Genomic DNA, 22,597 nt, shown 5'->3' with positions numbered 1-22,597 from the left:
TATTCAATGAATTTCGAATCTGAATGAGGTCACTCCGTGAAAATCAATGACAGACGCCACAAGGGGAGATCAGGCTCCGTTCTGCGAATGATCGGGAAATGAGTTCGGGGGGGACTCTGTAGCCGAAGCACTTCCCCGGGTTCTGGCGCGAAATTTTCATTTCTGCTGCGCTATTGTCGTTTCGGTGGGAATAATTGAGTGAGGTGACTGGCTATGGCGATTGATTTCAAAGGTTTTCATTTCCCCAAAAGTGTCATCCTTTATGCAGTGTTCTTCTATGTTCGTTATTCCGTTTCTTATCGTGATCTTCAGGAGATCTGGCCGAGCGTGGGGTGGACGTTGACCATGCAACATTGAATCATTGGATTGTTCGTTACGCGCCGCAGATTGCAGATCAGGCTCAGAAGCGTAAACATCCAACCCTTCACTCGTAGCGTGTTGATGGTTCCGCCAGAGATTGTCCCGTTGCACGCTGCGCGCGCTAGTGTTTTCAACCCATTTTCCATTCGTGTACGACGATCTTCCAACCATTCCCGAGGACGCAGGGGAATGGCAAGTCGGGTAGTGTTAGCAACATGGAAAAGCTGCCCCCAGGGCATCATGCCTTCCATTATGGCATGTCGAAGCAAAATTTTTTTCAATTCTGCTTTTAACGCATTTGGCAACGTGGTTCGTCGGCTTTGGGTTGGAGCCAGGATTCTTGACTGGCACTCTGAACATGAAGTGGCTGCACGTGCTAACGAAAATGCCGTTGCCAAGCTTTTAACTTCATGCAGAGTGTCTCATCACTGATGCCATAGCGTCTGACGACGATGCCTGTCGGCTCTGTTGATCGGGCAATTTCTGCTCGCACGCAGGGGTCGTTCGGGCTTGAGGATGGATTTGCATCATCACAGGGCCTCATTGATCATGGTGTCGAAACGCCACGCATTTTCAGCAATAGCCCATCCTACCTCATCCCAATCATGTTCCGCAACCAAACAGCGAGTTACTAATGCATCTGCTCGTTAGAAATTGACCTTAGCGGCATTCGTGCAGAAAACTTAATCGTTCTCGCAAATACGAAAGGCTGAAGCGGGCGACATCGACTGGATCGACGTCTCTACTGCCAAAGCCTGTTTCCACCGTGAAATAGCCTTTATACTGATACTCTAACAGTGACTTAAGCAGGCTGTCCCAGTCGATTTTACCCTTTCCAATCGCGGTGCGTCCGGTATCGGCAGCGTGAAGGTGTAGCAACGCGTCGCTCATGGCGTGGACATACGATTGCGGGCTTTGGCCATCAAAGACTACATGACAGCTATCAAACATAAGTCCGACATTGGTGGCTTCGCATTCAGCCATCATGCGCCGCGCGTCTGCAGCGTTATCAACGAGATTTGTGTCGGCTGTTGTGGGTTCAATTGCAATCTGGATTTCGGCAGCGCTAGCATAGGCTGCAACCTGTTGTAGACAACTCAGACTATAAGCCCAACCGTCAGACTGCGACATGCCCTGCGCGCGCCACCCGCCGATATAAATTATCATTCCGGCATTAAGGTCATGTGCAAGATCGATGATTTTCATATAATGATCGATTGTAGCCTGTCGTTCAGCTGCCAGAGTTGAGCAGGGGTTGCAACCAAACCCTCCACCAATAGCCGGCAAGAGGCTTGATATCGCAATATCTTCACCCTTTGCCGCCTTGGCGATTTCCTTGCGATCATCTTTGGAAAGATGATCTGGCCAAGCGTGGGGCGCACAACATCCGATCTCAACAGCATCATACCCAATCTCGGCCAGAATGCGTATCGTCTCTTTAAGGGAATAGGTTGGCAAAAATGTGGGAAAACTGCTGAACGCGAAAGTATTGAAGCAAAATTTCAAGGTACACCTTTTAAGCATGCAAAGTTGCGGAGGTTTGGTGCAAGGGTCCGAGCGTCGCGGTTCTGTTCAATGAGATCACTGCAGCATTTCAGATGGGGGCTGCATGGCGCCTGTCATCATTGCCACCACGTCCGACATTGAAAATTCTGTCGGGCGCACCACGGCTAGTCGCTTGCCGAGCCGGTGTATATGGATACGGTCCGCCAATTCGAAAACGTGGGGCATGTTGTGGCTGATGAGCACGATTGGCACCCCGCGCGAGCGCACGGTTTTGATTAATTCGAGAACTTTCTGGCTTTCCTTGACACCAAGTGCTGCTGTCGGCTCATCCATAATGATGACTTTTGACCCGAAGGCTGCGGCGCGTGCAACGGCGATCCCCTGACGTTGGCCACCCGAAAGAGTTTCGACCGGCTGAGCGATATTCTGAATTGTCATCAGGCCCAGTTCGTTAAGCTTATCGCGTGCTACGCGATCCATGGTTTGGCGGTCGAGCTGTCGAAAGTACTTGCCCATTAAACCCTTGCTGTGAATTTCGCGGCCAAGGAACATATTATCGCTGATCGACAGGGCCGGTGACAGGGCAAGTGTCTGATAGACTGTTTCAATACCTGCTTGTCGAGCCTCCATTGGCGTTGAGAAATTTATCGGTTTGCCATCTAACAGGATTTCACCACTATCGGTTTTAAGTGCACCAGAGAGGGCACGGATCAAGCTCGATTTGCCTGCGCCATTGTCACCGATGACTGCCAGAATTTCTCCCGGCATCAGCTCGAAATCAGCGCCGTCTATAGCTACAACACGTCCATATTTTTTGGAGAGGCCTTTCGCCTGCAGTACGGGAGTGAGGGTCATGCTGATACCTTTCTGATCCACTGGTCAACGGCCACGGCAAGCAGGATGAGCCAGCCGATTGCGAAGAGTTGCCAAAGCACATCGACCCCCGCAATGCGTAAGCCGGACTGGAAAACACCAACGATGAGAGCCCCGATCAAAGGACCAAGAATGGAGCCGCGGCCCCCAAACAATGATATTCCACCAATCACTACGGCCGTAATCGACTGCAGATTGCCCTCGAAGAAGCTGGTAGGAGATACTGACCCCACACGCCCGATTGCAGACCAGCCTGCAAGGGCACAGATGAAGCCCGCAACAGCGTAAACCGAGATTAGGACGCGATCAGTGCGAATACCAGCAAGCTTTGCAGCCTCCGGGTCATCGCCCACTGCGTAGACATGACGCCCCCAAGACGTGCGTGAAAGCGCGTACCAGAGGATCGCAAATAGGGCGATCAGTAAAAGAGAACCGTAGCTGATCTGTGCCCCTAGGATAGAAATGGTGTTGCCGAAGAACTTGAGTGCTGGCGCTGTAACATCAATCTCGGTTCCCCTGATGGACTGGGCACCGGATAAATAGAGGTTGAGTGCATAAAAGATGTTCCAGGTACCCAAAGTGGCAATGAAAGGCGGCAACTTGACTTTGGTGATGAGAAATCCGTTGAAAAGACCAATTGCCGTGCCGCACAAAAAGGCGATTATGAGTGAGAAACTGACAGGAGTCCCAAGGTTGACAGCAAGATTTCCAGCAATGACAGAGCTAAGTACCATAATAGCCGCAACAGATAGATCGATGCCGGCAGTCAGAATTATCAGGCTTTGAGCTGCCGCGAGAATTCCGATAATCGAGACTTGCTGCACGATCAGCGACATGTTGTAGGCGGAAAAAAAACGGTCCCCAGCCACAATACCGAAGCCAATCAGCGAGAGAATGAGTACGACGAGTGGAACTGTGGTAGGGTAGCTGTGAAAGAAGCGTTGGATGCGGGCGAGAAGCCCGGCATCGGTTGTTTCAAACTGCGCATGATCCGGCTGACTGGTCGCGATTTTAGGCAGGATTTCCTGCGATGTCTGGGCGTTTGACATGACAACGATCTTTCTTCATGACCTTGACGATCGCGGTTGGACACCGAAGAGCCACCCGCATTCCTTGTCAGATTTTTGCGGAATATTGGACTAGCCCCAGCATTTTTTGAGCGCTTCTTCCGATGACATTGATTTTGTGCCTTCTACCGGATGGTCGGTAACAAGTTCGGTGCCAGTGTCGACAAAATCCAGCCCATCCGAGGTTTGTGGCTTCTTTCCACTATCCACGAATGTCTTGATAGCTTCCACACCCATCGAAGCCATCTGCAATGGGAACTGCATCGATGTCGCTCCAATAATGCCTTGTTTGACGTTATTGACGCCGGGACACCCACCATCAATGGACACAATGGTGATCTGGTCTTCAAGTCCTGCAGCCTTGATCGCTTCATGTGCCCCGGCTGCAGCGGGCTCGTTGATGGTGTAGACCAGATTTATCTCTGGATTGACTTGCAGCAGGCTTTCCATCGCCGTACGCCCGCCTTCTTCGTTGGAGTTACTGGCTTCATTTCCAATAATTCGGCCGTCGTCCTCATCGCCAATGCGGGTCTTGTTTTTGATGTCGATCCCGAAACCAGACATGAAGCCCTGATTGCGCATGTAATCAACCGTAATTTGCTGCGCATTAAGATTGAGAAGTGCGATTTTCGCATCGCTGGCTTTCTCTCCCATACGGCCCTTTGCCCATTCACCGATCAGAACACCCGCTTTAAAATTGTCGGTAGCGAAGGTTGCATCGGCTGCGTCGGCTGGCGCGAGTGGCGTGTCGAGTGCGACGACCAGCACGCCCTGATCCCGCGCCTGCTTTACGACAGGCACAAGTGCGCTTGAGTCATTTGGCACCAAAAGGATGCCTTTTGCTCCCGCCGCGACACAGGACTCAATTGCTGAGATCTGTGTGTCGACATCTCCTTCCGCTTTGCCCGCATAGCTGAGTAGTTTCATGCCTAGTTCTGCAGCCTTGGCGGTCGCGCCTTCCTTCATCTTTACAAAGAATGGATTATTCTCTGTTTTCGTTACCAGGCAGACGCTTGCTTCATCAGCGCGAGCATTGCCGTATGACAGCGAAGTGAATGCGAGTGTCGAAACCATAAGTGTGAAATATTTCCGCATCATTCCTCCCAGTGCCGGTGTAGCCGGCTTCGAACAAGTGCCTCCAGACTGACAGTTCCTCCTCCGCAGCGCTGGCTCTTAATTGCAATCAGCTATCTGCGCCTGTGTCAATATATAATACCGGATGATTTAATAAAAAGAACGCAACTTCACGAACTCTTAGAAAATAATGAAAAATCCTTATTTATGGTCATATAAATCATGCGGTATGATTTATATATTGACGTATTGATAGAAATTTCTAATTATGGATGCTAAGGTTCAGAGCAGTAGGAACGTGATGCGATCTCAGTTCGCGCACCGAGAAACTGGCGCACCGTTTTGCGCAATTGACGTGTATAATGCGATTTTTGAACTGGGGAGGTGGCTTTGTTTAAGATGGATGGACCTGAAGAGTTTCCGCCAAGCTTGAGTGATCCGAGCCGGGGCACAAATCAGACCGGAATGAAGCTTTATAATGAGCGACTGGTTCTTTCGCTCATCCGCTCTCATGGCCCCCTATCAAAAGGCGAGGTTTCGCGCATGACCGGGCTTTCGGCTCAGGCGAGTTCGGTGATCATGAGCCAGTTGGAAAGCGATGGCTTGCTTTTGCGCGGAGAGCCACAACGGGGCAAAGTTGGCCAGCCTTCCGTGCCAATGTCACTTAATCCAGAAGGTGCCTTTTCGATCGGCGTCAAAGTAGGGCGCCGGACGGCTGAACTTGTGCTGATGGATATGGCAGGGCAGGTGCGCCGCCTAATCAGTCTTAATTTTGCGTATCCCACACCGGCTTTGCTGGTTGGTTTTGTTGACAAAGGGATCAACGAAATCATCGATAACTTGACGAGGATCCAGCTGGGGCGGGTACGGGGCATCGGAATTGCGATGCCATCTGAAATGTGGAGCTGGGAAGAAGAGGTAGGTGCGCCCCACGCCGTTGTTGATGCTTGGAAGGCTTTTGATCTCAAGACGCACATCGAGCAGGTTTTCTCTATGCCAGTTTATTCCTATAATGATGCCACTGCTGCCTGCGCAGCCGAGATGGCCTTTGGTGTCGGCCGAAAATATCAGGATTTCCTTTACGTGTTTTTTGCCACGCTTGTCGGCGGTGGTGTGGTACTCGATGGTGCTTTGTACCCGGGGCGCCGTGGCTATGCGGGGTCGATCGGTTCTGCGCCTGTACCTTCACCTGTTGCAGGCGAAGCGCCTAAACGGCTCATACAATGCGCGTCGATCTATCTGCTTGAACGCATGATCGTGCAGTCGGGCGGTGATCCCAGCGTAATCTGGCATAAATCCGAGGATTGGAGTCATCTGGGTGGCGTTCTTGATCGTTGGACGGAACAGGCTTCCGACGGCCTTGCCTTTGTCATCGCTTCGGCAATTTCGGTAATCGACTTCCACAATGTGGTGATCGACGGCGGGTTCCCGTCACACGTGCGTGCTGAGCTGGTTTGCCGGACCCGCGAGAAAGTAGCGCAAATGGAAGTTCAGGGGGTGGCGCCGGTCGAAATAGTTGAAGGCAATATCGGCAGTGACGCCCGTGTATTGGGTGCTGCGAGCTTGCCCCTTCTTGCCGATTATGCGCGGGACAGGGATATTCTCTTTAGTTAGCCGGAAACTAAATTAAGTTTATGCGTGCGGCAGATGGAGATACAGCTGCCGGAAGGGAGGAGCATGCTTATTGGGATTGATTGGGGTGGCACCAAGATTGAAGGTGTCGCTATGGAAAAAGATGGGCGGGAGCTTTTGCGCTTGCGTGCTGATACGCCCCGCCACGACTATTTTGGGTGTATTAGTGTTATTGAGGGAATGATTTCCGCATTGGAGCAGCAGACAGGAAGAACCGGCCCCGTGGGCATCGGCATTCCTGGATCGCTTGAGCCAGTCAGTCGTGTTGGAAAGGGAGCGAGCTCTACTTGGCTATTAGGGCGTCCGGTAGAAAAGGATCTCCATGCTTGTCTCAAGCGTGACCTCAGGGTCGAAAATGACGCGGATTGCTTCGCTGCTTCAGAAGCTATGGATGGGGCAGGAACCGGTTACAATGTGGTCTTTGCTGTCATCCTTGGATCTGGCGCGGGAGCAGGTATTGCGGTCGCAGGAAGAGCTCATCACGGGCCCAATAATTGCGGCGGCGAGTGGGGACATAATCCGCTGCCGTTTCCTGATGTAACGGAATTGCCAGGTCAGCCATGTTATTGCGGCCGCCATGGTTGCATGGAGACATGGGTTTCTGGGCGTGCATTTGAGGCGGAATACTTCCGCCACACTCAAGAGGAATTGAAAGCCCGCGAAATCATAGAACGCATGCGATCAGGGGATCGTTTGAGCGGCCTATTGTGGTCACGTTATATCGAGAGGGTAGCGCGTGGGCTTGCGACTGTCATCAACACGCTTGATCCAGACATTCTTGTTATGGGTGGCGGCATGTCGAATGTCGACGAACTTTATCGGGATCTACCTGCGGCCCTTGCTAAGCGGACTTTTTCCACCGTGTTCCATACCCCAATTCGCAAGGCTATCCATGGGGATTCCAGTGGTGTGCGTGGAGCTGCCTGGCTCTGGAAAGATTGATGAACTTTGCCTTTGCGGCACTTTTAAACAAGGGAAGACCATTGTGACCGACTCCGACGCAATTGATGAACGATATGAGTTTTCACTCGCTCTGATCCGTGAGGCTGGCGATCTTGCAAATCGGTATTTTAGTAATCGGCAAGCACTGACGATTCAGAGTAAGCGTCTTCAGGATATGGCAAGCGAAGCCGATCTTCAGACAGAGCTTCTCATCAAACAAAGACTTGCTGCTTCTTTTCCACAGGATGCCTTTCTCGGAGAGGAAACGGGCATTACTGCCTTCGAGCCTAACCAGGGTATTTGGGTTGTTGATCCGATTGACGGAACGCAACCGTTTATTTCCGGCATGACGAGTTGGTGCGTCTCGATCGCATTTGTGAAAGACGGAGTGCTCAAGTTCGGCATGGTATATGCACCCGCAAGAAATGAACTCTTCGCCGGCGGTGAAAACCGGGCTGCCACTTTGAATGATAAAGCGGTTGAGCGGCATCCAGCGCGGTCTGTTCGCGAAGGGATCGTGGGTGTTGGTTATTCTCCGCGTGTGACACCCGACGAGTTTCTGCCTATGTTTGAACGGCTGCTAAAGGCAGGTGGTATGTTCAGTCGCGAGGGTTCGGGAGCATTAACGCTCTGTTACGTTGCAAGCGGTCGCCTGATTGGATATATTGAGCCGCATATCAATTCCTGGGATTGTCTCGGCGCGATCGCAATCATTCGTGCAGCCGGACTTAAGACCAACGATTTCCTTGCTAACGATGGTTTGAGGAGAGGAAATCCCGTTATTGCCGGGAATGAGGACATTTTTGCTGAATTGGCAAAAATTTCCATGGGATATAATCGTTAGATGTTCATAAGTGAAGCACTCAGAATCTCATCATTGAGCCACTGCGCATTCGGCCTTCCGCGCTCCGACACCTGGCTTGCCGCCCTTCGTTGATTGAAGGTCCTTCGTCACTGATGTAGTTTGCTTTTTATCATGTCGGCAATTCGTTCGGCAATCATCACCGTCGGGATATTGGTATTTGCGCAAGGTATTGAAGGCATCAGTGACGCATCGCATATTCTGAGCCCTTTGATACCGTTAACCTTTCCTGTAAAGGTCGTTACAGCCATTTTATCGCTAGCTATCCCCATGCGACATGTACATGAAGGGTGCCAAGTACCTCCAACATGTTTCCGTACAAACTCGGTCAGAGAAACTTCATCTTCGAGCAACGAGCGAATGCTTACGCCCGATGTGATAAGGGTCGTCATAAGTGCTCCGCGCAATGGGCCTGCTATATCCAACATTGCGGCTAACAACCCTCGTTGAGCCGCGTTCCAAGAGCCGGGGACTGCAACTTGTGCCACGCGGGGCGTGTAGCTGGACGGAAAAACAGTACCAGCATAGGCATGCATGTGCGGACTAGAGAGAATTGCCGCACCTTTTCGGACAGCATCTTTCAAGCGTAAAAGATCGCGCTCGTCACTCAACATTCGGAAGTCGACATCTGGTTCTGCCTCTGCGTCAGGAGACGACAGTGAAACGGCTCCTCGGGAATAGGATTTATTAACCCAAAAGAACAGACTGCCAATACGTTGGCCGACGGAGTGCCAGCCAGAGCGTGCAAGAATTGCCGCATGCATGTCACCGGATGGGGTGCCGTGTAATCCGGATGAGTAGCGCCAGATTGCTTGTTCGTGGTGCTCATGTTCATTCTTGTTACGTGAAGTAGGTGGCAAATAAGCGGCGACCGCAATGGACGGATGCTCCATCAGATTTTGACCGACGCCTTCAAGCGCGTAGATTACAGGGATTCCAAAGCTCGCGAGATGACTGCCGGGGCCGATACCAGACCGCATCAGCAAAGCAGGCGAGTGAATTGCACCCGAAGCAACGATAACCTCGTGTGCGTTGATGTAAATCTCACGATTTTTTTTGTCCGTGCTTCTGACAATGGCTCCCGAGGCTTCTCTGCCGTCAAATGTGATTTTCATGGCTGTAAAGCCGGTCATGATTTTCAGATTAGGTCGCTTGCGCACTTCGTCGGTGAGATATGCTACGGAAGTCGGCAGCCGCTCACCCTGATCACTTACAGCGACAGCTCCGCGATAGGTACCATCACGCCATTCACCATTCTGGTCTCCCCCAATAGGCCAGCCATTCTTGTCGATTGTTTGCATCACCCGATCAACGAATGGAGATATCTGTTTTCCATCAATACGTCGGATCAAGATTGGACCATCATTTCCATGCAGAGGGCCTGAAAAATCACGATCTGCCTCAATCTTTCGGAAGTAGGGGAGGCAACTATCCCAGTTCCACCCCTGTGCGCCGAGCCTCTCCCATTCATCGTAGTCCGAGGGTGAACCACGATTGGCCATCAGCGCATTGATTGCTGAACCACCACCCAGAATTCTAGCTTGTTCATAGCGGCGTGAGGCGCGCTTATCACCATTACGACCATTGGCACCCATATGTGCCTTAAGTCTCGCCCAGATGTTGTTTGTGTCGAGATATGCTCGCCCTGGATAGCGGCTACGAATGGCATCCGGCATATCAGATGCGCTAATATCACGGCCTGCCTCGACAAGTATAACGCGCCGGTTTAGGTCTTCTGACAGTCGAGCAGCCAGAACGCAGCCCGCAGAACCGCCACCGAGTATGAGGTGATCGGCAATCATGGTGCGGCGTGCTCCTTGCGCTGTCGACCGCTACTCAAGGCTGCGAGCATGACGACGATAAAGGAGACGGCCGTCAGAAGCGAACTGATCGACGCAATGGTTGGATCAATTTCGTCACGAAGTGCTGTGAACATGCGCTTGGTCAGCGTCTGATACTGTCCGCCGGAAATGAATAGTGACACCACTGTTTCATCAATTGCGGAAATGAATGCAAAGAGCAGGCCGGAAATCACACTCGGTTTGATCTGCGGGAGCGTTACAGCAAAGAACGCGCGAAAGCGATTCATACCAAGACTGCGTGCAACCATTTCCTGTGTCGGGTCAAATTTGCGCAATCCCACCAAAACAGATGTGACCACATAGGGAAGACCGAGCATGACGTTGGCGAGGATAAGTCCAGAAAGAGTCGCCAGCAAGCCGACCTTTGCAAAGACGAAGAATACGCCGACGGCTGTGATGACGATGGGCACAACAAGCGGCAATAGTAAAACTACCTGCATGCTGCGGACAAGCCGGGAGGATGTTAGATTGAGCGCGTAAGCAGCAGCGGTGCCTATGATCGTGGAAAGAATTGCACTTGCTATGGCAACGATCAGACTAACCTTGGTTGCCTGCATCCAGGCGCTGCTGGCCAGATAGGCCTCATACCAGCGAAACGACCAGCTTGGAGGCGGGAAAGTCAGAAATCGTGTTCCTGAAAAGGACATTGGTACGATAATCAGGATCGGAATGATCAGCCAGATCAGGATGGACGATACGATCGTGATGAGAATTGCACGGGAAACTGACATGATCTTACTTTGTCCCCATAATGCGTTCAAACGGGATCAACAGACTGGTCAAACGGAAGATCAGGAAAACGCAGATTAGCAGCACCACGCTGATTGACGATGCAGCGCCCCACTCATGGTAGACCTCGATGTTGCGGGAAACGAGCATGGAAACCATATAGGTTCGCCCACCCCCAAGCAGTTCCGGTGTGATATAGAAGCCGAGTGTTAGAACGAAGACCAGCACCATGCCCGCGATCATGCCGGGCAACGACAAAGGCAAGAATACATGCGTGAAAACATAGAGGGGTGTGCCGCCGAGGCTTGAACCAGCCATTGAAAGTTCGCGCGGAATTTTCTGCATTGTCGCGTAAAGTGGCAACACCATAAACGGTAGCAGAATATGGATTGTCGCCACGACTGTTCCAAACTCGTTATTAACAAGAAGCAACGGTGCATCGATCAAGCCAAGCGACTTTAGCGCCGAGTTGACCAACCCAGTTCGTTGCAAAAGGATCAGCCATGCATAGGCACGGACAAGCACACTGGTCCAGAATGGCAGGATAACCATCGCCAGAATGACGATGCTCCATTTGTGAGGGACTGTTGCTGCGAGATAAGCAATCGGGTAGCCGAGCAGAAGGGCTGCTATCGTTACGATGAATGCAATTTTGAAAGTTTGCAGAAATGTCATCCAATAGACATTGTCGGTGAGAAACCGCTGATAGTGAACCGCGGTAAAGCCACCATCTTGCCAGATGGATTGCCAAGCGAGCCAGCCAAGGGGCACGATCAGCAGGGCCGTGATAACTGTTAATGCGGGCGCCAGAAGAAGCAACATCAGTCGCATTTCTTTGCGCTGATAAAGCTCGCTCGGATTTAAGGCCAGACTTCTCATCAATATCACCGTGAAATGCTGTGGCACCGGAATTGTAAGAAGCGCGCACGCCACAAAGACGTGCGCGCTTGCTCAGATTATTTCTGGATAAATTCAGCCCACCGTTTCTGTGCGTTTTCACCGGCTGGCGAACTCCACCATTCATCGGAAACGAGAACCTGTTTAGCTGCGTTCTCCGGTGAACTTGGCATTTCAGTAGCGCGTTCGGGAGAGATTTTGCCTGTCTTATAAGCAGCAGGATTTGCCGGTCCGTAATCGATATAGGCAGGGAAGTTCGCTTGAATTTCAGGATCGAGCGCCGCGTTGATGAACTTCACGCCGGTTTCGAGATTAGGAGCACCTTTCAGGATGCAAAGTGATGTGTATTGCAGGAAGCCCTGATTGAAAGTGTAGCCAACTGGCAGGCCTTCTTTCACTACAGCTGATACGCGCCCGTTCCACGCCATCGTCATATCCACTTCGCCATCGGCAAGAAGTTGGGCGGACTGAGCGCCGGAGGCCCACCAGACGGTGACAAATGGCTTGATTTCCTCGAGTTTTTTGAAAGCGCGATCAACATCGAGCGGATAGAGCTTATCGAGTGGCACACCGTCTGCGATCAGAGCGGCCTCGAGGGTAGCCAGCGGGTGATTGCGCAAGGCACGGGTGCCGGGGAATTTCTTAATGTCCCAGAAATCAACCCATGTCTTTGGCGGGTTATCGCCAAACTTGTCTTTGTTGTATGCAAGCACGCTTGAATAAAATTCGTAAGCGACCGAATAAGGCGATTTATATTCGGCGGGCATATCTTCGACATTTGGCAGTTTGGAAAAGTCAAGCTTCTCAATCATGCCTTGCTCGCCGCCACGAATACAGTCTTTCGCCGGCGTGTCGATAACATCCCAAACCGGCTTTCCTGTTTCAGTCTGTGTTTTGATTACAGGCCATGCGTCTGGCGAACTATCCTGATTGATCGTGATGCCAAGCTTTTCGGCGACGGGATCAAGAATGGCTTTGGTCTGAGCTTCCTGATAGGCGCCACCTTGTGAAACGAAGGTGATCTGTTCAGCAGATGCTTGGCAGGGGCCAATGGCAAAAGCCGCTGAAGACAGGAGGAATGCGAGTTTTGGTATGCGCATGTTCGTTCTCCTCAGTGTGGACTTTCCGGGTCCATTCTTGTCTACCGGCTTGATTGAGCAGCTGCTCCGGCGCACAGCTTTTGAACTCCCTCAACGTCCAATAACGTCGAGAAACTGATACCAGCCTGCGACCACACGAACGGCTGGTGCACGCAGGCCATAAAACGGGATTTGTTTAAGCGGAAGTTGTGTGAGCAAACCAAGATCAACCTGCTTGCCGGTAACAAGCTCAGCCACATGCTTCCCAATGTACGACGACATGGCAACGCCGGTGCCGTTGTAGCCGAGAGCGTAGACAATTCTATCATCATGACGCCCAATATGTGGGAGGCTGTCGAGTGTCATTGCAACCAGGCCGGACCACCGATGCGTGATTTGAACGGATTGAAGTTCAGGAAACTGCTTTACCATTGCCTTATGCAATGCTGCAAAGGCTGCTTCTGAATCGGTTTTTCCGAAAGCTCCGCGTCCACCGTAAATGAGCCTGTCGCCCGACTTGCGGAACCAGCGCATCATGCGCCGGGTTTCAGTATAGCTGCGTCCATTTTTGAGAAGATGTTCGCCCGCTGTTCCAGCAAGAGGTTGCGTTGCGATCATTGCCGAGCGGAATGGGATGATTGACTTTCTAACGGTAGCAGTCGCACTGGTAAGATCAGAATAAGAATTCGTAGCGATAACCACCGTCTTGGCGTGTATTGCAGCGTTTTCGGTTTCAACGATTATGCCGCCTGAGTAACGTTTGATGCCGACTGCAGGCGTGTTTTCGCAGATTGTAACGCCGTCGGCTTGTACGCCGCGTGCCAATCCCAATACGAAATTGAGCGGATGAATGATGCCGCCATGCGTATTTAACATACCGCCGACAAAGTCACTTGATCCGGTTTCATGAGTCAGTTGTTCGGCTGATTGCAGTGAACAAGCCTTGTCGCCGAGCGTTTCCTTCAACCAAGAGCATTCCGCCTTAATTGCATCGAGTGAAATCTGATTGTGAGCACAACGTAAAGAGCCAGTTGCGTGGTAGTTTGCGCCTTCAATAGCATAATCACTGACAAGTTCGCGGACGTGTTCCACAGATTCAATGCCGATGTCATGCATACGCCGCGCGACATCAATGCCGAAGCGGCTGGCAATTTCGCGATATGCCAGCCGGAATTTTGCAGAGATAACCCCGCCATTACGTCCACTTGCGCCCCAACCGATGCGGCTTGCCTCCAGCACGATTGCTGACATGCCTTTGCGTGCCAGATATCGTGCAGTTGAGAGACCCGTATAACCACCTCCGATGATTGCGACGTCGTATTGGCATCCGCCTGCGATCGCTGAAAACTGTGGGCGCTGGGTAGTGGTCGCCTGCCACAGTGATTTAATGTCATCGAAGGGTGGGCGTATCGTCATAACGGGTGACGCTCCGATCTTACGCTGCGTTAGCGACAGAAGCTGAAAGAAGTTCAGCGTCGATTGCGTCTGCAAGTTGCGCTAAGGTTGAGAAATGGAAATCGGGCTTCGTGAGGCCCTTTGGTGTCGGTGTGCCACCAAAACCGTTCTGCCCCTGACGACGCTCGATCCAGCAGGTGGTATAGCCAAGCTCTTTGGCAATGCCGATGTCGTGGTATTGGCTCTGGGCTACGTGCAGGATTTCGGATTGTTTGTACCCGAAAGCTGACTGACGGCCTTTATTGTAGGCAAAGAAATTGGGATTGGGCTTGGCGTAGCCCGTTTCATCGCAAGTAACACTGTCATGGAATGGGTTTTCGAGAGTTTCTGAATATGCCGAAAAAGTAGTGCGGTCAGCATTCGTCATCGCGACGAGGCGGAAATTTTTGCGCAGACGCTTGAGCGCCGCAATGGAATCTTCAAAAGCGGGATGATGCAGGATTGCAAACTGAAATAGATCTGCTGAAGCCGGATCGTTGTTGATGCCCAGCTCTGTTGCCATATGAAGGTAAACATCCTTCATTGCCGACGAAGAGCGACCGTAGAACTTATCGCGTCCACGAATGTACGGGCCAAAAATCTCATCATCTGTCAGTTTAGCTGTTTTTTCGCCGCCGACCTTGCGCGTCGCATCCAAAACGCCGCTTTCAAAGTCAATCAAAGTGCCTACGACATCGAAAGTCATCACTTTAAAATCGGTGATTTTCATCGCTATTTTCCTCATAGATCTAAGCTTGTTCTTTAGTTGGATTGGGACACAATCACCGTGTCTTCCGGGTGAAGTGCAATATCGATTTCTTCGCCGGGAGCGCGCAATTGCCCACGGCCAGCGTGATTGGTCGGAACACGAAAACTGAGGGTTTCCCCGGTATGAAGCTGCATGAAAACGCGAATACTTTCGCCCTGATAAAGCGCTTCAATGACTTTGCCGCGTAGACGGTTCATATGAACATCTGCTGTCTGGCTACCGACGATCAATTTCTCAGAATGGAGTGCGAGATAGAGTTTTTCACCCTGTGGGATCGGATAGTCGGACCGCAGAGTCACTCCTGCAAGTTTGACGCTGTTTTCACCGTCGCGCACTACCGGCAGCAGGGCGGCCTCACCGATAAAGCTTGCAACAAAGGAGTTTATCGGACGGTCGTGCAGCATCTCAGGTGTGTCGATCTGAACGATCTTGCCCTTGTTCATGATCGCAACGCGGTCACTCATCGTGAGTGCTTCACGCTGGTCATGTGTCACATAAACAATCGTTGCACCGAGCTTTCGATGCAGTTGCTTGAGTTCAATCTGCATATTTTCGCGAAGCTGCTTGTCTAGTGCCGACAGTGGCTCATCCATGAGAATGAGGCGTGGCTCGAAGATCATCGCGCGCGCCAAAGCGACCCGCTGTCTTTGGCCGCCTGAAAGTTCTTCTATCTTGCGACGTTCAAGGCCGGTCAACTCAACCATTGCCAGCGCATCGCGCAGTTTTTCCGGCCAGTCCGCTTTTGGCATACGCCGAGCGCGTAGTGGAAATATGATGTTATCTGCGACATTCATATGCGGAAACAAAGCATAGTTCTGAAAGACAATGCCAATTTCCCGTTTGTGTGGCGGCTCCAATGTAATATCTCGGTCGCCCAACCAGATTGATCCCGATGTCGGTTGAACAAATCCGCCGAGAATACCTAGAAATGTAGTTTTGCCGGAACCGGATGGGCCCAGAATTGAAACAAATTCGCCGGGCGCGACATCAAGGCTGACCGAGTCAAGCGCGCAGAAAGCTCCATAATTCTTCGTAGCTGAACGGATAGAGACACCGATATTTGACGATCTATTTGTTTCAGCCATTGGATTCCACTAAATATTTTATCGACCGATCAAAAAAAACAGATCAGGCCGATCTACTGCTTTCAATGAAAGAGCTAAACATTGTGTGCGTACTTAACCGCTTTGGTACTTGGCGCAGACAAATGTTTTGTTCCCCTGACGATGATGAAGGATTTTCTCCTTTCTTGTTTGGTAGGAGAACAAATAACAGCCGAAGGTGCAATTGAAAAAAGCTTGAGGCAATGTTACAAAATGTAATGACGATTCTGCGACGTGCTCTACCTTCGATGAATGGACTTTTTACGCTTGAGGCAGCAGCGCGGCACGGCAATTTTTCCAAGGCGGCTCAGGAGCTGAACGTTACGCCTGCCGCGATCAGTCGTATGATTGGACGCCTTGAAGAGCATTTGGATGTGCAACTTTTCATTCGCACGACGAATGGCGTCACACTGACCGAGTATGGCAAAATTTTGCATAATGCGATTGACCGTAGCTTTGCGGGCATCCAACAAGCATTAAGAGAAATCAGTGACCGCCAGCACGGTGTTCAGACAGTAACGCTATCGCTTTCAACCGGCTTTACAACGCATTGGGTGATGCCGCGCATGGCGGCTTTCAAAAAGAGTTTTCCGGGCGTTGATCTTCGTTTTGAATTGATCATGGGACCACTGGCGGGCCCAGTGAACGACGTTGATCTTGGTATGCGTTTTGTTGACGGTGGCGATGATAATCTTGAAGCTACCTTCGTCATGCCTGAAATTCTCGTGCCAATTTGTAGCCCAACTTATCAAAGAGAGCATGATGAAGCGGCGTCTGTTCTTGATCAGCCTGTGACGACGCTCATTAACCTCAGTGACGCGCAACCCAATTGGCCGGACTTTTTCCTGCCCGCGCGAGGAAAGGCGGCTCACGACGAAATGCTATTCTCAGACTATGCGATTGTTGTTCAGGCAGCATTGCTGGGGCAGGGGGTGGCAATTGGTTGGCTGAATGTTGTCGCGCACTGGTTGCGGACGCAGGCCTTGATCCCAGCGCACAATCGCCTTCTGCCAACGAAACGCAAATGTCATTTAGTGCGTCTGCGTGATAAACCTGTGCGTCCCATCGTGAAGCAGGTTCGGGATTGGCTGATCGCGGAGTTGATGGATGATCTTCGAGCTATTACAGCAATGTATCCATCGTTGGGACTTGACGAAGCTTTACACTCTAATCAAATTACTTGAAAAGACGGCTCATCCCCAGCCATGGGCGGAAAGCCCGTATATCCAAGGCTTGTTTGCCTCTCTGTGCAAAAACAATTTGCCCTTCGACATGGTTGTTACGGTGCCGAAAACACTAAGTCGGCATTGCTCTATAAAGTCGGCGAAAGTGCCGTCTTTTTCGCGAGTGTCGACACGCGCAAATTTACCTCTAAGCTTCTGAAGGTGAACTGAGGTTAGTTGAATAGCGTCTTCGCTATTGCTTGCGACGATGGGACCAAGCACCTTTCCTCGGCCGAATTCGCGGCAAAATGAATAGCCGACGATCTGATCGTTTCTTTTCAAGCCATAGATCTCTGCTGTATCGGATATGAGCTGAAGCAAATGCATGCGGTTTGTACCGAAGGCTTTGCAGTCCAGTTCTGATATCTTTTCGAGCTCCGCTGCTGGAAGAGCTACCAGTTCGCCTTTGGGTCTTGGTATTGCTGGAAGTTCATGGCAGACTTCTCCTTGATGCTGATAAACTGTCGCCTCATCGATAAAGCCAAGAGAAAGGTATAGACTATACGCAGCCTGGGTTGCATTGAGACTGAGGTTGCGGCCTTTGCAGCGCTCTAGAACTTGTTTCATCAACCACCGCCCAGTGCCCTGCGCCTGCGTGCGTGGTGAGGTGATAACCATGCCGATGGTTGCAAAATCGTCACCATAGGGAAACCACATAGCACTGCCAAATACCCGACCAATACCGTCTACAGCGACAAGCCCTTGCCCTGTCTTTAACAGAATATCCCAATCATTGGGACGGTGCGGCCAGCGAACGCCCATCGAAAGACCATGAAGCAGGCTTTTATCCACGTTAGATATGTCATGCGCAATCAATTCAAAAGATTTCAGCCGTACTGATTTTTGCATATCAGCCAATCCGTTCCTATCCGCTGCCTAAGCTCATTTGTGGACCTGCAGCCCTTAAGACACAGTGTTTGTGATCATGCCTCCGAATGCAATCCGTTTGGCAGGCGTATTTTGCGGTATCATTCCATGGGTACTGCCGCAGGATTTGCTTCTTGATTGCCTGTATTCGCAATCTTTGTTCGAAGCGGCATCATATTCGGCACGGAACGCTTCTCCATGATCATATTCTAATATCAATCAGAGAGCCTGACTTTGAATGTGGTATTTATGAACGTCGAAGAAATCCTTGCAGCCTTGGTCGGCTTTTCATCCGTTGTTGGCACTCCCAACAATGCGATTGTCGGATGGATCAGTTCTTATGCAAAGGCAGTCGGAGCTGAGGTATCTGTTTTGACGGGACCTGAAGGCGACAGGGCGAATCTTTTCATTACCGTTGGTCCTCGTGATTTATCGGGCTATATTCTTTCTGGCCACACGGATGTTGTTCCAGCTGGAGAAGCGGAGTGGTCTACTGATCCGTTTAAGCTGCATAAGGATGGCAACAGGCTTTATGGACGCGGCACCACTGACATGAAAGGCTTTCTGGCCTGCGCGCTTGCTGCGCTGCCTCTGCTCGCCTCACGCTCGCTGAAACGGCCTGTCCATCTGGCCTTCTCTTATGACGAAGAAGCGGGTTGTCGTGGCGTGCCACATTTGCTCAAAGCGCTTCCTGATCTTTGTGCAAAGCCGCTTGGAGCCATCATTGGCGAGCCAAGCCTAATGCAGGCTGTCCGTGCGCACAAAGGCAAGGCTGCTGCCCGCCTCAAAGTCATTGGACGTTCGGGTCATTCGTCGCGACCGGATTTGGGACTGAACGCGGTTCATGCGATGGCAGGGGTGATTGCAAAAGCTGCCGCCTATGGGCAAACGCTGGCAACCGGGCCTTTCGATACGAATTTTGAGCCGCCTTACTCTTCCTTGCAGTTTGGTGTCATCACTGGCGGACAGGCGGTTAATATCATTCCTGATCGTTGCGCGGCCGATATTGAGGTGCGTGCAATCTCTGATATATCCCCCACCGCATTGCTTGAACCCGTAAAGGCAGAATTATTCGCTCTGCGCCATAGAGGATTTGAAGTTCTGTGGCATGAATTGAGTGCTTACCCGGCTCTTTCGCTCTCAGATGAGAGCGCACTCTCTCAGTTGATGGTCAAGTTAACTGGGCAGGAAACTATGGCCGCTGTCAGCTATGGTACGGAAGCTGGCCTTTTTCAGCAGGCAGGCGTTGATGCAATCATCTGTGGCCCCGGCGATATCAGCCGTGCGCATCGTCCAAATGAATATATCGAAATTGAAGAATTAAATGCGTGTCAGAAGATGATCGAAAATCTTGCCGCGCGTCTCACGACCTGAATTCGGAAAGCGATATAATCTCATGGCATTTTTCTTCAATTCCGACACAGCCCGTGGCACCGTTTTCCGTGAAGCGTTTTCGAAAACCCTTCCTGATATCGAGTTTTTTCAGGTCGGCGACATTATCGATCCTGAAAAAATTCGCTATTTGATTAGCTGGGTCGCGCCTGATGACGTCGCACGCTATCGCAATCTTGAAATCCTGTTTTCTATTGGGGCAGGCGTTGATCAGTTCAAGCCCGACAGCGTGCCTGAGCATGTTAAGCTCGTGCGCATGGTGGAAGATGGCATTATTCGCATGATGCAGGAATATGTGGTGCTTGGGGTACTAACCCTGCATCGCGAAGCAATAGCATATCGGCAACAGCAACAGACGGAAACGTGGCGAGCGATTGCCACGCCGCAAGTATCGGAACGAAGAATAGGTTTTTTAGGGCTGGGTATGCTGGCGCAGGCCGCAATCGAGCGTCTAAAGCCATTCCAGTTTCCACTTTCTGGTTGGAGTCGTAGCCGAAAAGATATTGATGGTGTCGTATGTTTTTATGGTGAAGACCAGTTTGCGAGCTTCCTTCGTCAGTCGGATATTCTGATCTGTTTACTGCCGTTGACGGATGAAACGCGCGATATTTTGAACGGCGATCGGTTTGCCTTGCTGCCGAAAGGCGCACGTTTGCTGCATGCGGGACGCGGACCGCAACTTAATCAAAATGCGCTTATAGAGGCACTTGATAGCGGTCATCTTGCTGCGGCCATGCTTGATGTGACCGATCCCGAGCCACTTCCATCTGGACATCCGCTTTGGTCGCATCCGAAAGTGCTGATTACACCGCACATTGCATCGGTCACGCAACCGCATACCGCGGCTAAATCCGTCATTGAAAATATTCAGCGTCATTTAGCTGGAGAAGAACTGATCGGCCTGATCGATCGCACACTTGGTTATTAACCTAAAAGGGGAATGCTATGTCACTTCTGATTACAATTGATCCCGATCCTGATTTTGCCCCAAAAGAGGCTTTGCCAACTGAGGATCGCCTGATCTCTGGTGCGCCATCGTTTAAAACCTGGGCGCAGGATGCATCGAAGAATGATAAGGTTCTGACAGGTGTTTGGGAAGCAACACCGGGTGAAACCCACTCAATCAAGGGCAACATGCTTGAGTTTTGTCATATCTTGTCGGGTCTGGTCGAAATTGAAGAGAAGGGCGGCGAAACCAAGACCTATCGTGCAGGTGACAGCTTTGTCATGAAGCCGGGCTTTGTCGGCGTATGGCGCACGATTGAAACCGTACGCAAGATTTACGTCTGCGTTTACGAATAAGCATTTCCTATCCAGAATAATCCGCCGCTTTAAACCCGTCTGACGCGATTCAAAACCGTCAGGCGGGTTATTCTCAATCAAAAATGCGGCGCGTTCAGCACTATCGTTTGATGAGAGAAAGTGCGAGGTGCGCCATGACATTAAGCTTTGATCCTGAAACGCTTAATCTGCCGTTTTATCATTATATCGCCGGAGAACGTATCGATGCTACTGGCGAGATGGGAATGCACAGGCCCTCGGACGGTAAAGCCTATGGCGACTGCCCTATTGCCGATGATGTGATAGTTGATCGCGCTGTACAGACTGCTAAGGCCACTTTGAAAGCAAGCGGATGGGCCGACAGTCGCCCGCGTGAACGACTTAACGCAATGCACCGCTGGGCAGACCTTATCGAGCAAGACGCGCTGACACTGGCGCGCATGGAAGCGGTTTCCTCAACACGTCCGATTGCACAGCTTATTGAAGGCGACATCGCTGTCACGGCTGAGCAAATTCGCTTCTTTGCCGAATTTGCTGATAAGGAAGGTAGTGAGGTTGTCCCAACCAGCAACAACACATTTGGCATGACGTTAAGCGAGCCTTACGGTGTTATTGGCGCGATTACACCGTGGAATTTTCCGATCTCTATGGCTGGCTGGAAGCTTGGACCGGCGCTCGCGGCAGGCAATGCCGTTGTTCTAAAGCCTTCAGAGATAACGCCTTTTACCACGCTTTATATCGCAGAACTTGCGGTTAAGGCTGGCATTCCCGCAGGTCTTATCAATATTGTGCTGGGTGATGGACCAACTACCGGCAATGCGATTACCGGTCATCCGGATATTTCCAAGGTAAGCTTTACCGGGTCGACGGTGGCGGGTGCGGCCATTATGGAAAACATCGCTCGTTCCGCTGTCAAGCCGATGACGTTGGAGCTTGGTGGAAAAAGTCCGCAAGTGGTGTTTGCCGATGCTGATCTCGAACTGGCTGCTTCTGCTATCACGCGTGGAATTCTCAGCAATGCCGGGCAGGCCTGTGTCGCCGGTTCGCGCCTGATTGTAGCAGAAGAAATTGCCGATGCATTGAGCGAAGCGATCGCCCGTTATATGGGTAATATCAAACCAGGTGTGACGTGGGACGAGAACACGCAATATTCGCCGATTATTTCCGAACGCCAGATTTGTCGTATTGATGAGATTGTGCAGAAGGCTGTCAGGCTTGGCGCACAAAGTGTTGTGGGTGGAAAGCGGATGGACCGAGAAGGCTATTTTTATGAGCCAACATTGCTTCGCGGTGTCGATGAAAGCTCTCCAGCGGTTACGGAAGAAATCTTCGGTCCTGTTCTCACGATCCAGACATTCAGCGAGGAAGACGAAGCTTTAGCACTTGCAGATCATCCGACTTACGGATTGGCAGCAGGTTTGTTCACACGCAATTTATCGCGTGCAATGCGCGTCACCAAGTCTTTGCAGGCAGGTACTATCTGGGTCAATCGCTATGGCCGTTCGCGTGATCATATCTTGCCGACCGGCGGTTATAAAAGCTCAGGCATTGGCAAAGATCTCGGACGCGAGGCCTATCTCGCAAATCGCAAAACCAAAAGCGTACTTATTGATCTCTAGACATTTGTTTTAACGCGTATTTTGCC

The 22,597-nt window shown here is 51.2% G+C and carries 20 protein-coding genes and 2 pseudogenes; 9 read left to right on the top strand and 13 right to left on the bottom strand.

Going from position 1 to position 22,597, the window contains the following annotated elements:
- Positions 1 to 213 precede the first annotated feature (213 nt).
- Positions 214 to 431, top strand: a pseudogene (locus CES85_RS23800) (IS6 family transposase); the annotation flags it as partial.
- 344 nt (positions 432 to 775) lie between these two features.
- On the opposite strand, the pseudogene CES85_RS28365 reads toward CES85_RS23800, so the two are convergent.
- The 5 genes and pseudogenes from CES85_RS28365 to CES85_RS23775 form a co-directional block, all read right to left on the bottom strand.
- A pseudogene (locus tag CES85_RS28365) lies at positions 776 to 891 on the bottom strand (IS481 family transposase); the annotation flags it as partial.
- 129 nt (positions 892 to 1,020) lie between these two features.
- On the bottom strand, positions 1,021 to 1,818 hold the full coding sequence (locus tag CES85_RS23790) for a sugar phosphate isomerase/epimerase family protein (protein ID WP_157743498.1): 798 nt from the start codon (positions 1,816 to 1,818) through the stop codon (positions 1,021 to 1,023).
- A gap of 123 nt (positions 1,819 to 1,941) precedes the next feature.
- Positions 1,942 to 2,721, bottom strand: coding sequence for an ATP-binding cassette domain-containing protein (locus tag CES85_RS23785; protein ID WP_095448300.1), 780 nt, complete (start codon positions 2,719 to 2,721; stop codon positions 1,942 to 1,944).
- Positions 2,718 to 3,788 (bottom strand): ABC transporter permease, encoded by a 1,071-nt coding sequence (locus CES85_RS23780; RefSeq protein WP_095448299.1) that lies wholly within the window; start codon positions 3,786 to 3,788, stop codon positions 2,718 to 2,720. The genes CES85_RS23785 and CES85_RS23780 overlap by 4 nt, the downstream gene beginning before the upstream one ends.
- 90 nt (positions 3,789 to 3,878) lie before the next feature.
- Positions 3,879 to 4,901 (bottom strand): substrate-binding domain-containing protein, encoded by a 1,023-nt coding sequence (locus CES85_RS23775; protein WP_404904628.1) that lies wholly within the window; start codon positions 4,899 to 4,901, stop codon positions 3,879 to 3,881.
- Between the two features lie 378 nt (positions 4,902 to 5,279).
- Here CES85_RS23775 and CES85_RS23770 point away from each other — a divergent pair, with 378 nt between their 5' ends.
- The 3 genes from CES85_RS23770 (at position 5,280) to CES85_RS27940 (ending at position 8,298) form a co-directional block, all read left to right on the top strand.
- The gene (locus CES85_RS23770) at positions 5,280 to 6,494 is read left to right on the top strand and encodes an ROK family transcriptional regulator (protein WP_095448297.1); all 1,215 of its coding nucleotides are present in this window, start codon (positions 5,280 to 5,282) and stop codon (positions 6,492 to 6,494) included.
- Between the two features lie 63 nt (positions 6,495 to 6,557).
- Positions 6,558 to 7,454: an ROK family protein gene (locus CES85_RS23765; RefSeq protein WP_095448296.1), complete on the top strand. Its 897-nt coding sequence runs from the start codon at positions 6,558 to 6,560 to the stop codon at positions 7,452 to 7,454.
- Positions 7,405 to 8,298 (top strand): inositol monophosphatase family protein, encoded by an 894-nt coding sequence (locus tag CES85_RS27940; RefSeq protein WP_095448295.1) that lies wholly within the window; start codon positions 7,405 to 7,407, stop codon positions 8,296 to 8,298. The genes CES85_RS23765 and CES85_RS27940 overlap by 50 nt, the downstream gene beginning before the upstream one ends.
- 107 nt (positions 8,299 to 8,405) lie before the next feature.
- Here CES85_RS27940 and CES85_RS23755 read toward each other — a convergent pair whose 3' ends face one another.
- The 7 genes from CES85_RS23755 to CES85_RS23725 all read right to left on the bottom strand — a co-directional run bounded on the left by CES85_RS23755 (position 8,406) and on the right by CES85_RS23725 (position 16,171).
- The gene (locus CES85_RS23755) at positions 8,406 to 10,118 is read right to left on the bottom strand and encodes a GMC family oxidoreductase (RefSeq protein WP_095448294.1); all 1,713 of its coding nucleotides are present in this window, start codon (positions 10,116 to 10,118) and stop codon (positions 8,406 to 8,408) included.
- A complete protein-coding gene (locus CES85_RS23750) occupies positions 10,115 to 10,909 on the bottom strand; it encodes an ABC transporter permease (protein ID WP_095448293.1) in 795 nt (264 codons plus the stop codon). Before CES85_RS23750 ends, CES85_RS23755 begins: the two co-directional genes overlap by 4 nt.
- A gap of 4 nt (positions 10,910 to 10,913) precedes the next feature.
- A complete protein-coding gene (locus CES85_RS23745) occupies positions 10,914 to 11,786 on the bottom strand; it encodes an ABC transporter permease (RefSeq protein ID WP_095448839.1) in 873 nt (290 codons plus the stop codon).
- Positions 11,787 to 11,863: 77 nt separating this feature from the next.
- A complete protein-coding gene (locus CES85_RS23740; protein WP_095448292.1) occupies positions 11,864 to 12,904 on the bottom strand; it encodes an ABC transporter substrate-binding protein in 1,041 nt (346 codons plus the stop codon).
- A gap of 90 nt (positions 12,905 to 12,994) precedes the next feature.
- Positions 12,995 to 14,299 (bottom strand): NAD(P)/FAD-dependent oxidoreductase, encoded by a 1,305-nt coding sequence (locus tag CES85_RS23735; RefSeq protein WP_095448291.1) that lies wholly within the window; start codon positions 14,297 to 14,299, stop codon positions 12,995 to 12,997.
- 19 nt (positions 14,300 to 14,318) lie between these two features.
- Positions 14,319 to 15,047 carry an HAD-IA family hydrolase gene (locus tag CES85_RS23730; protein WP_095448290.1) on the bottom strand — a complete coding sequence of 243 codons (729 nt, stop codon included), beginning with the start codon at positions 15,045 to 15,047 and terminating at the stop codon, positions 14,319 to 14,321.
- A gap of 32 nt (positions 15,048 to 15,079) precedes the next feature.
- On the bottom strand, positions 15,080 to 16,171 hold the full coding sequence (locus CES85_RS23725; RefSeq protein ID WP_095448289.1) for an ABC transporter ATP-binding protein: 1,092 nt from the start codon (positions 16,169 to 16,171) through the stop codon (positions 15,080 to 15,082).
- 236 nt (positions 16,172 to 16,407) lie between these two features.
- Here CES85_RS23725 and CES85_RS23720 point away from each other — a divergent pair, with 236 nt between their 5' ends.
- Positions 16,408 to 17,373, top strand: a complete 966-nt coding sequence (locus tag CES85_RS23720; protein ID WP_095448288.1) for a LysR family transcriptional regulator — start codon at positions 16,408 to 16,410, stop codon at positions 17,371 to 17,373.
- A 9-nt stretch (positions 17,374 to 17,382) separates the two neighbouring features.
- On the opposite strand, the gene CES85_RS23715 is transcribed toward CES85_RS23720, so the two are convergent.
- Positions 17,383 to 18,261, bottom strand: coding sequence for a GNAT family N-acetyltransferase (locus CES85_RS23715; RefSeq protein WP_095448287.1), 879 nt, complete (start codon positions 18,259 to 18,261; stop codon positions 17,383 to 17,385).
- Between the two features lie 267 nt (positions 18,262 to 18,528).
- Between CES85_RS23715 and argE the strand changes: the two genes are divergently transcribed.
- The 4 genes from argE to CES85_RS23695 all read left to right on the top strand — a co-directional run bounded on the left by argE (position 18,529) and on the right by CES85_RS23695 (position 22,571).
- On the top strand, positions 18,529 to 19,653 hold the full coding sequence (gene argE / locus CES85_RS23710) for an acetylornithine deacetylase (RefSeq protein ID WP_095448286.1): 1,125 nt from the start codon (positions 18,529 to 18,531) through the stop codon (positions 19,651 to 19,653).
- A gap of 22 nt (positions 19,654 to 19,675) precedes the next feature.
- Complete coding sequence (locus CES85_RS23705) at positions 19,676 to 20,599, top strand: 2-hydroxyacid dehydrogenase (protein ID WP_095448285.1); 924 nt, start codon at positions 19,676 to 19,678, stop codon at positions 20,597 to 20,599.
- A gap of 17 nt (positions 20,600 to 20,616) precedes the next feature.
- Positions 20,617 to 20,973 carry a cupin domain-containing protein gene (locus CES85_RS23700; RefSeq protein ID WP_095448284.1) on the top strand — a complete coding sequence of 119 codons (357 nt, stop codon included), beginning with the start codon at positions 20,617 to 20,619 and terminating at the stop codon, positions 20,971 to 20,973.
- A 134-nt stretch (positions 20,974 to 21,107) separates the two neighbouring features.
- Positions 21,108 to 22,571, top strand: coding sequence for an aldehyde dehydrogenase family protein (locus CES85_RS23695; protein ID WP_095448283.1), 1,464 nt, complete (start codon positions 21,108 to 21,110; stop codon positions 22,569 to 22,571).
- Positions 22,572 to 22,597 lie beyond the last annotated feature (26 nt).

It is taken from the genome of Ochrobactrum quorumnocens (assembly GCF_002278035.1).
In the GTDB taxonomy this organism is placed as follows: Bacteria; Pseudomonadota; Alphaproteobacteria; order Rhizobiales; family Rhizobiaceae; genus Brucella; species Brucella quorumnocens.
The sequence above is the reverse complement of the archived record's forward strand: the minus strand, read 5'-3'. Positions and strand labels throughout refer to the sequence as shown.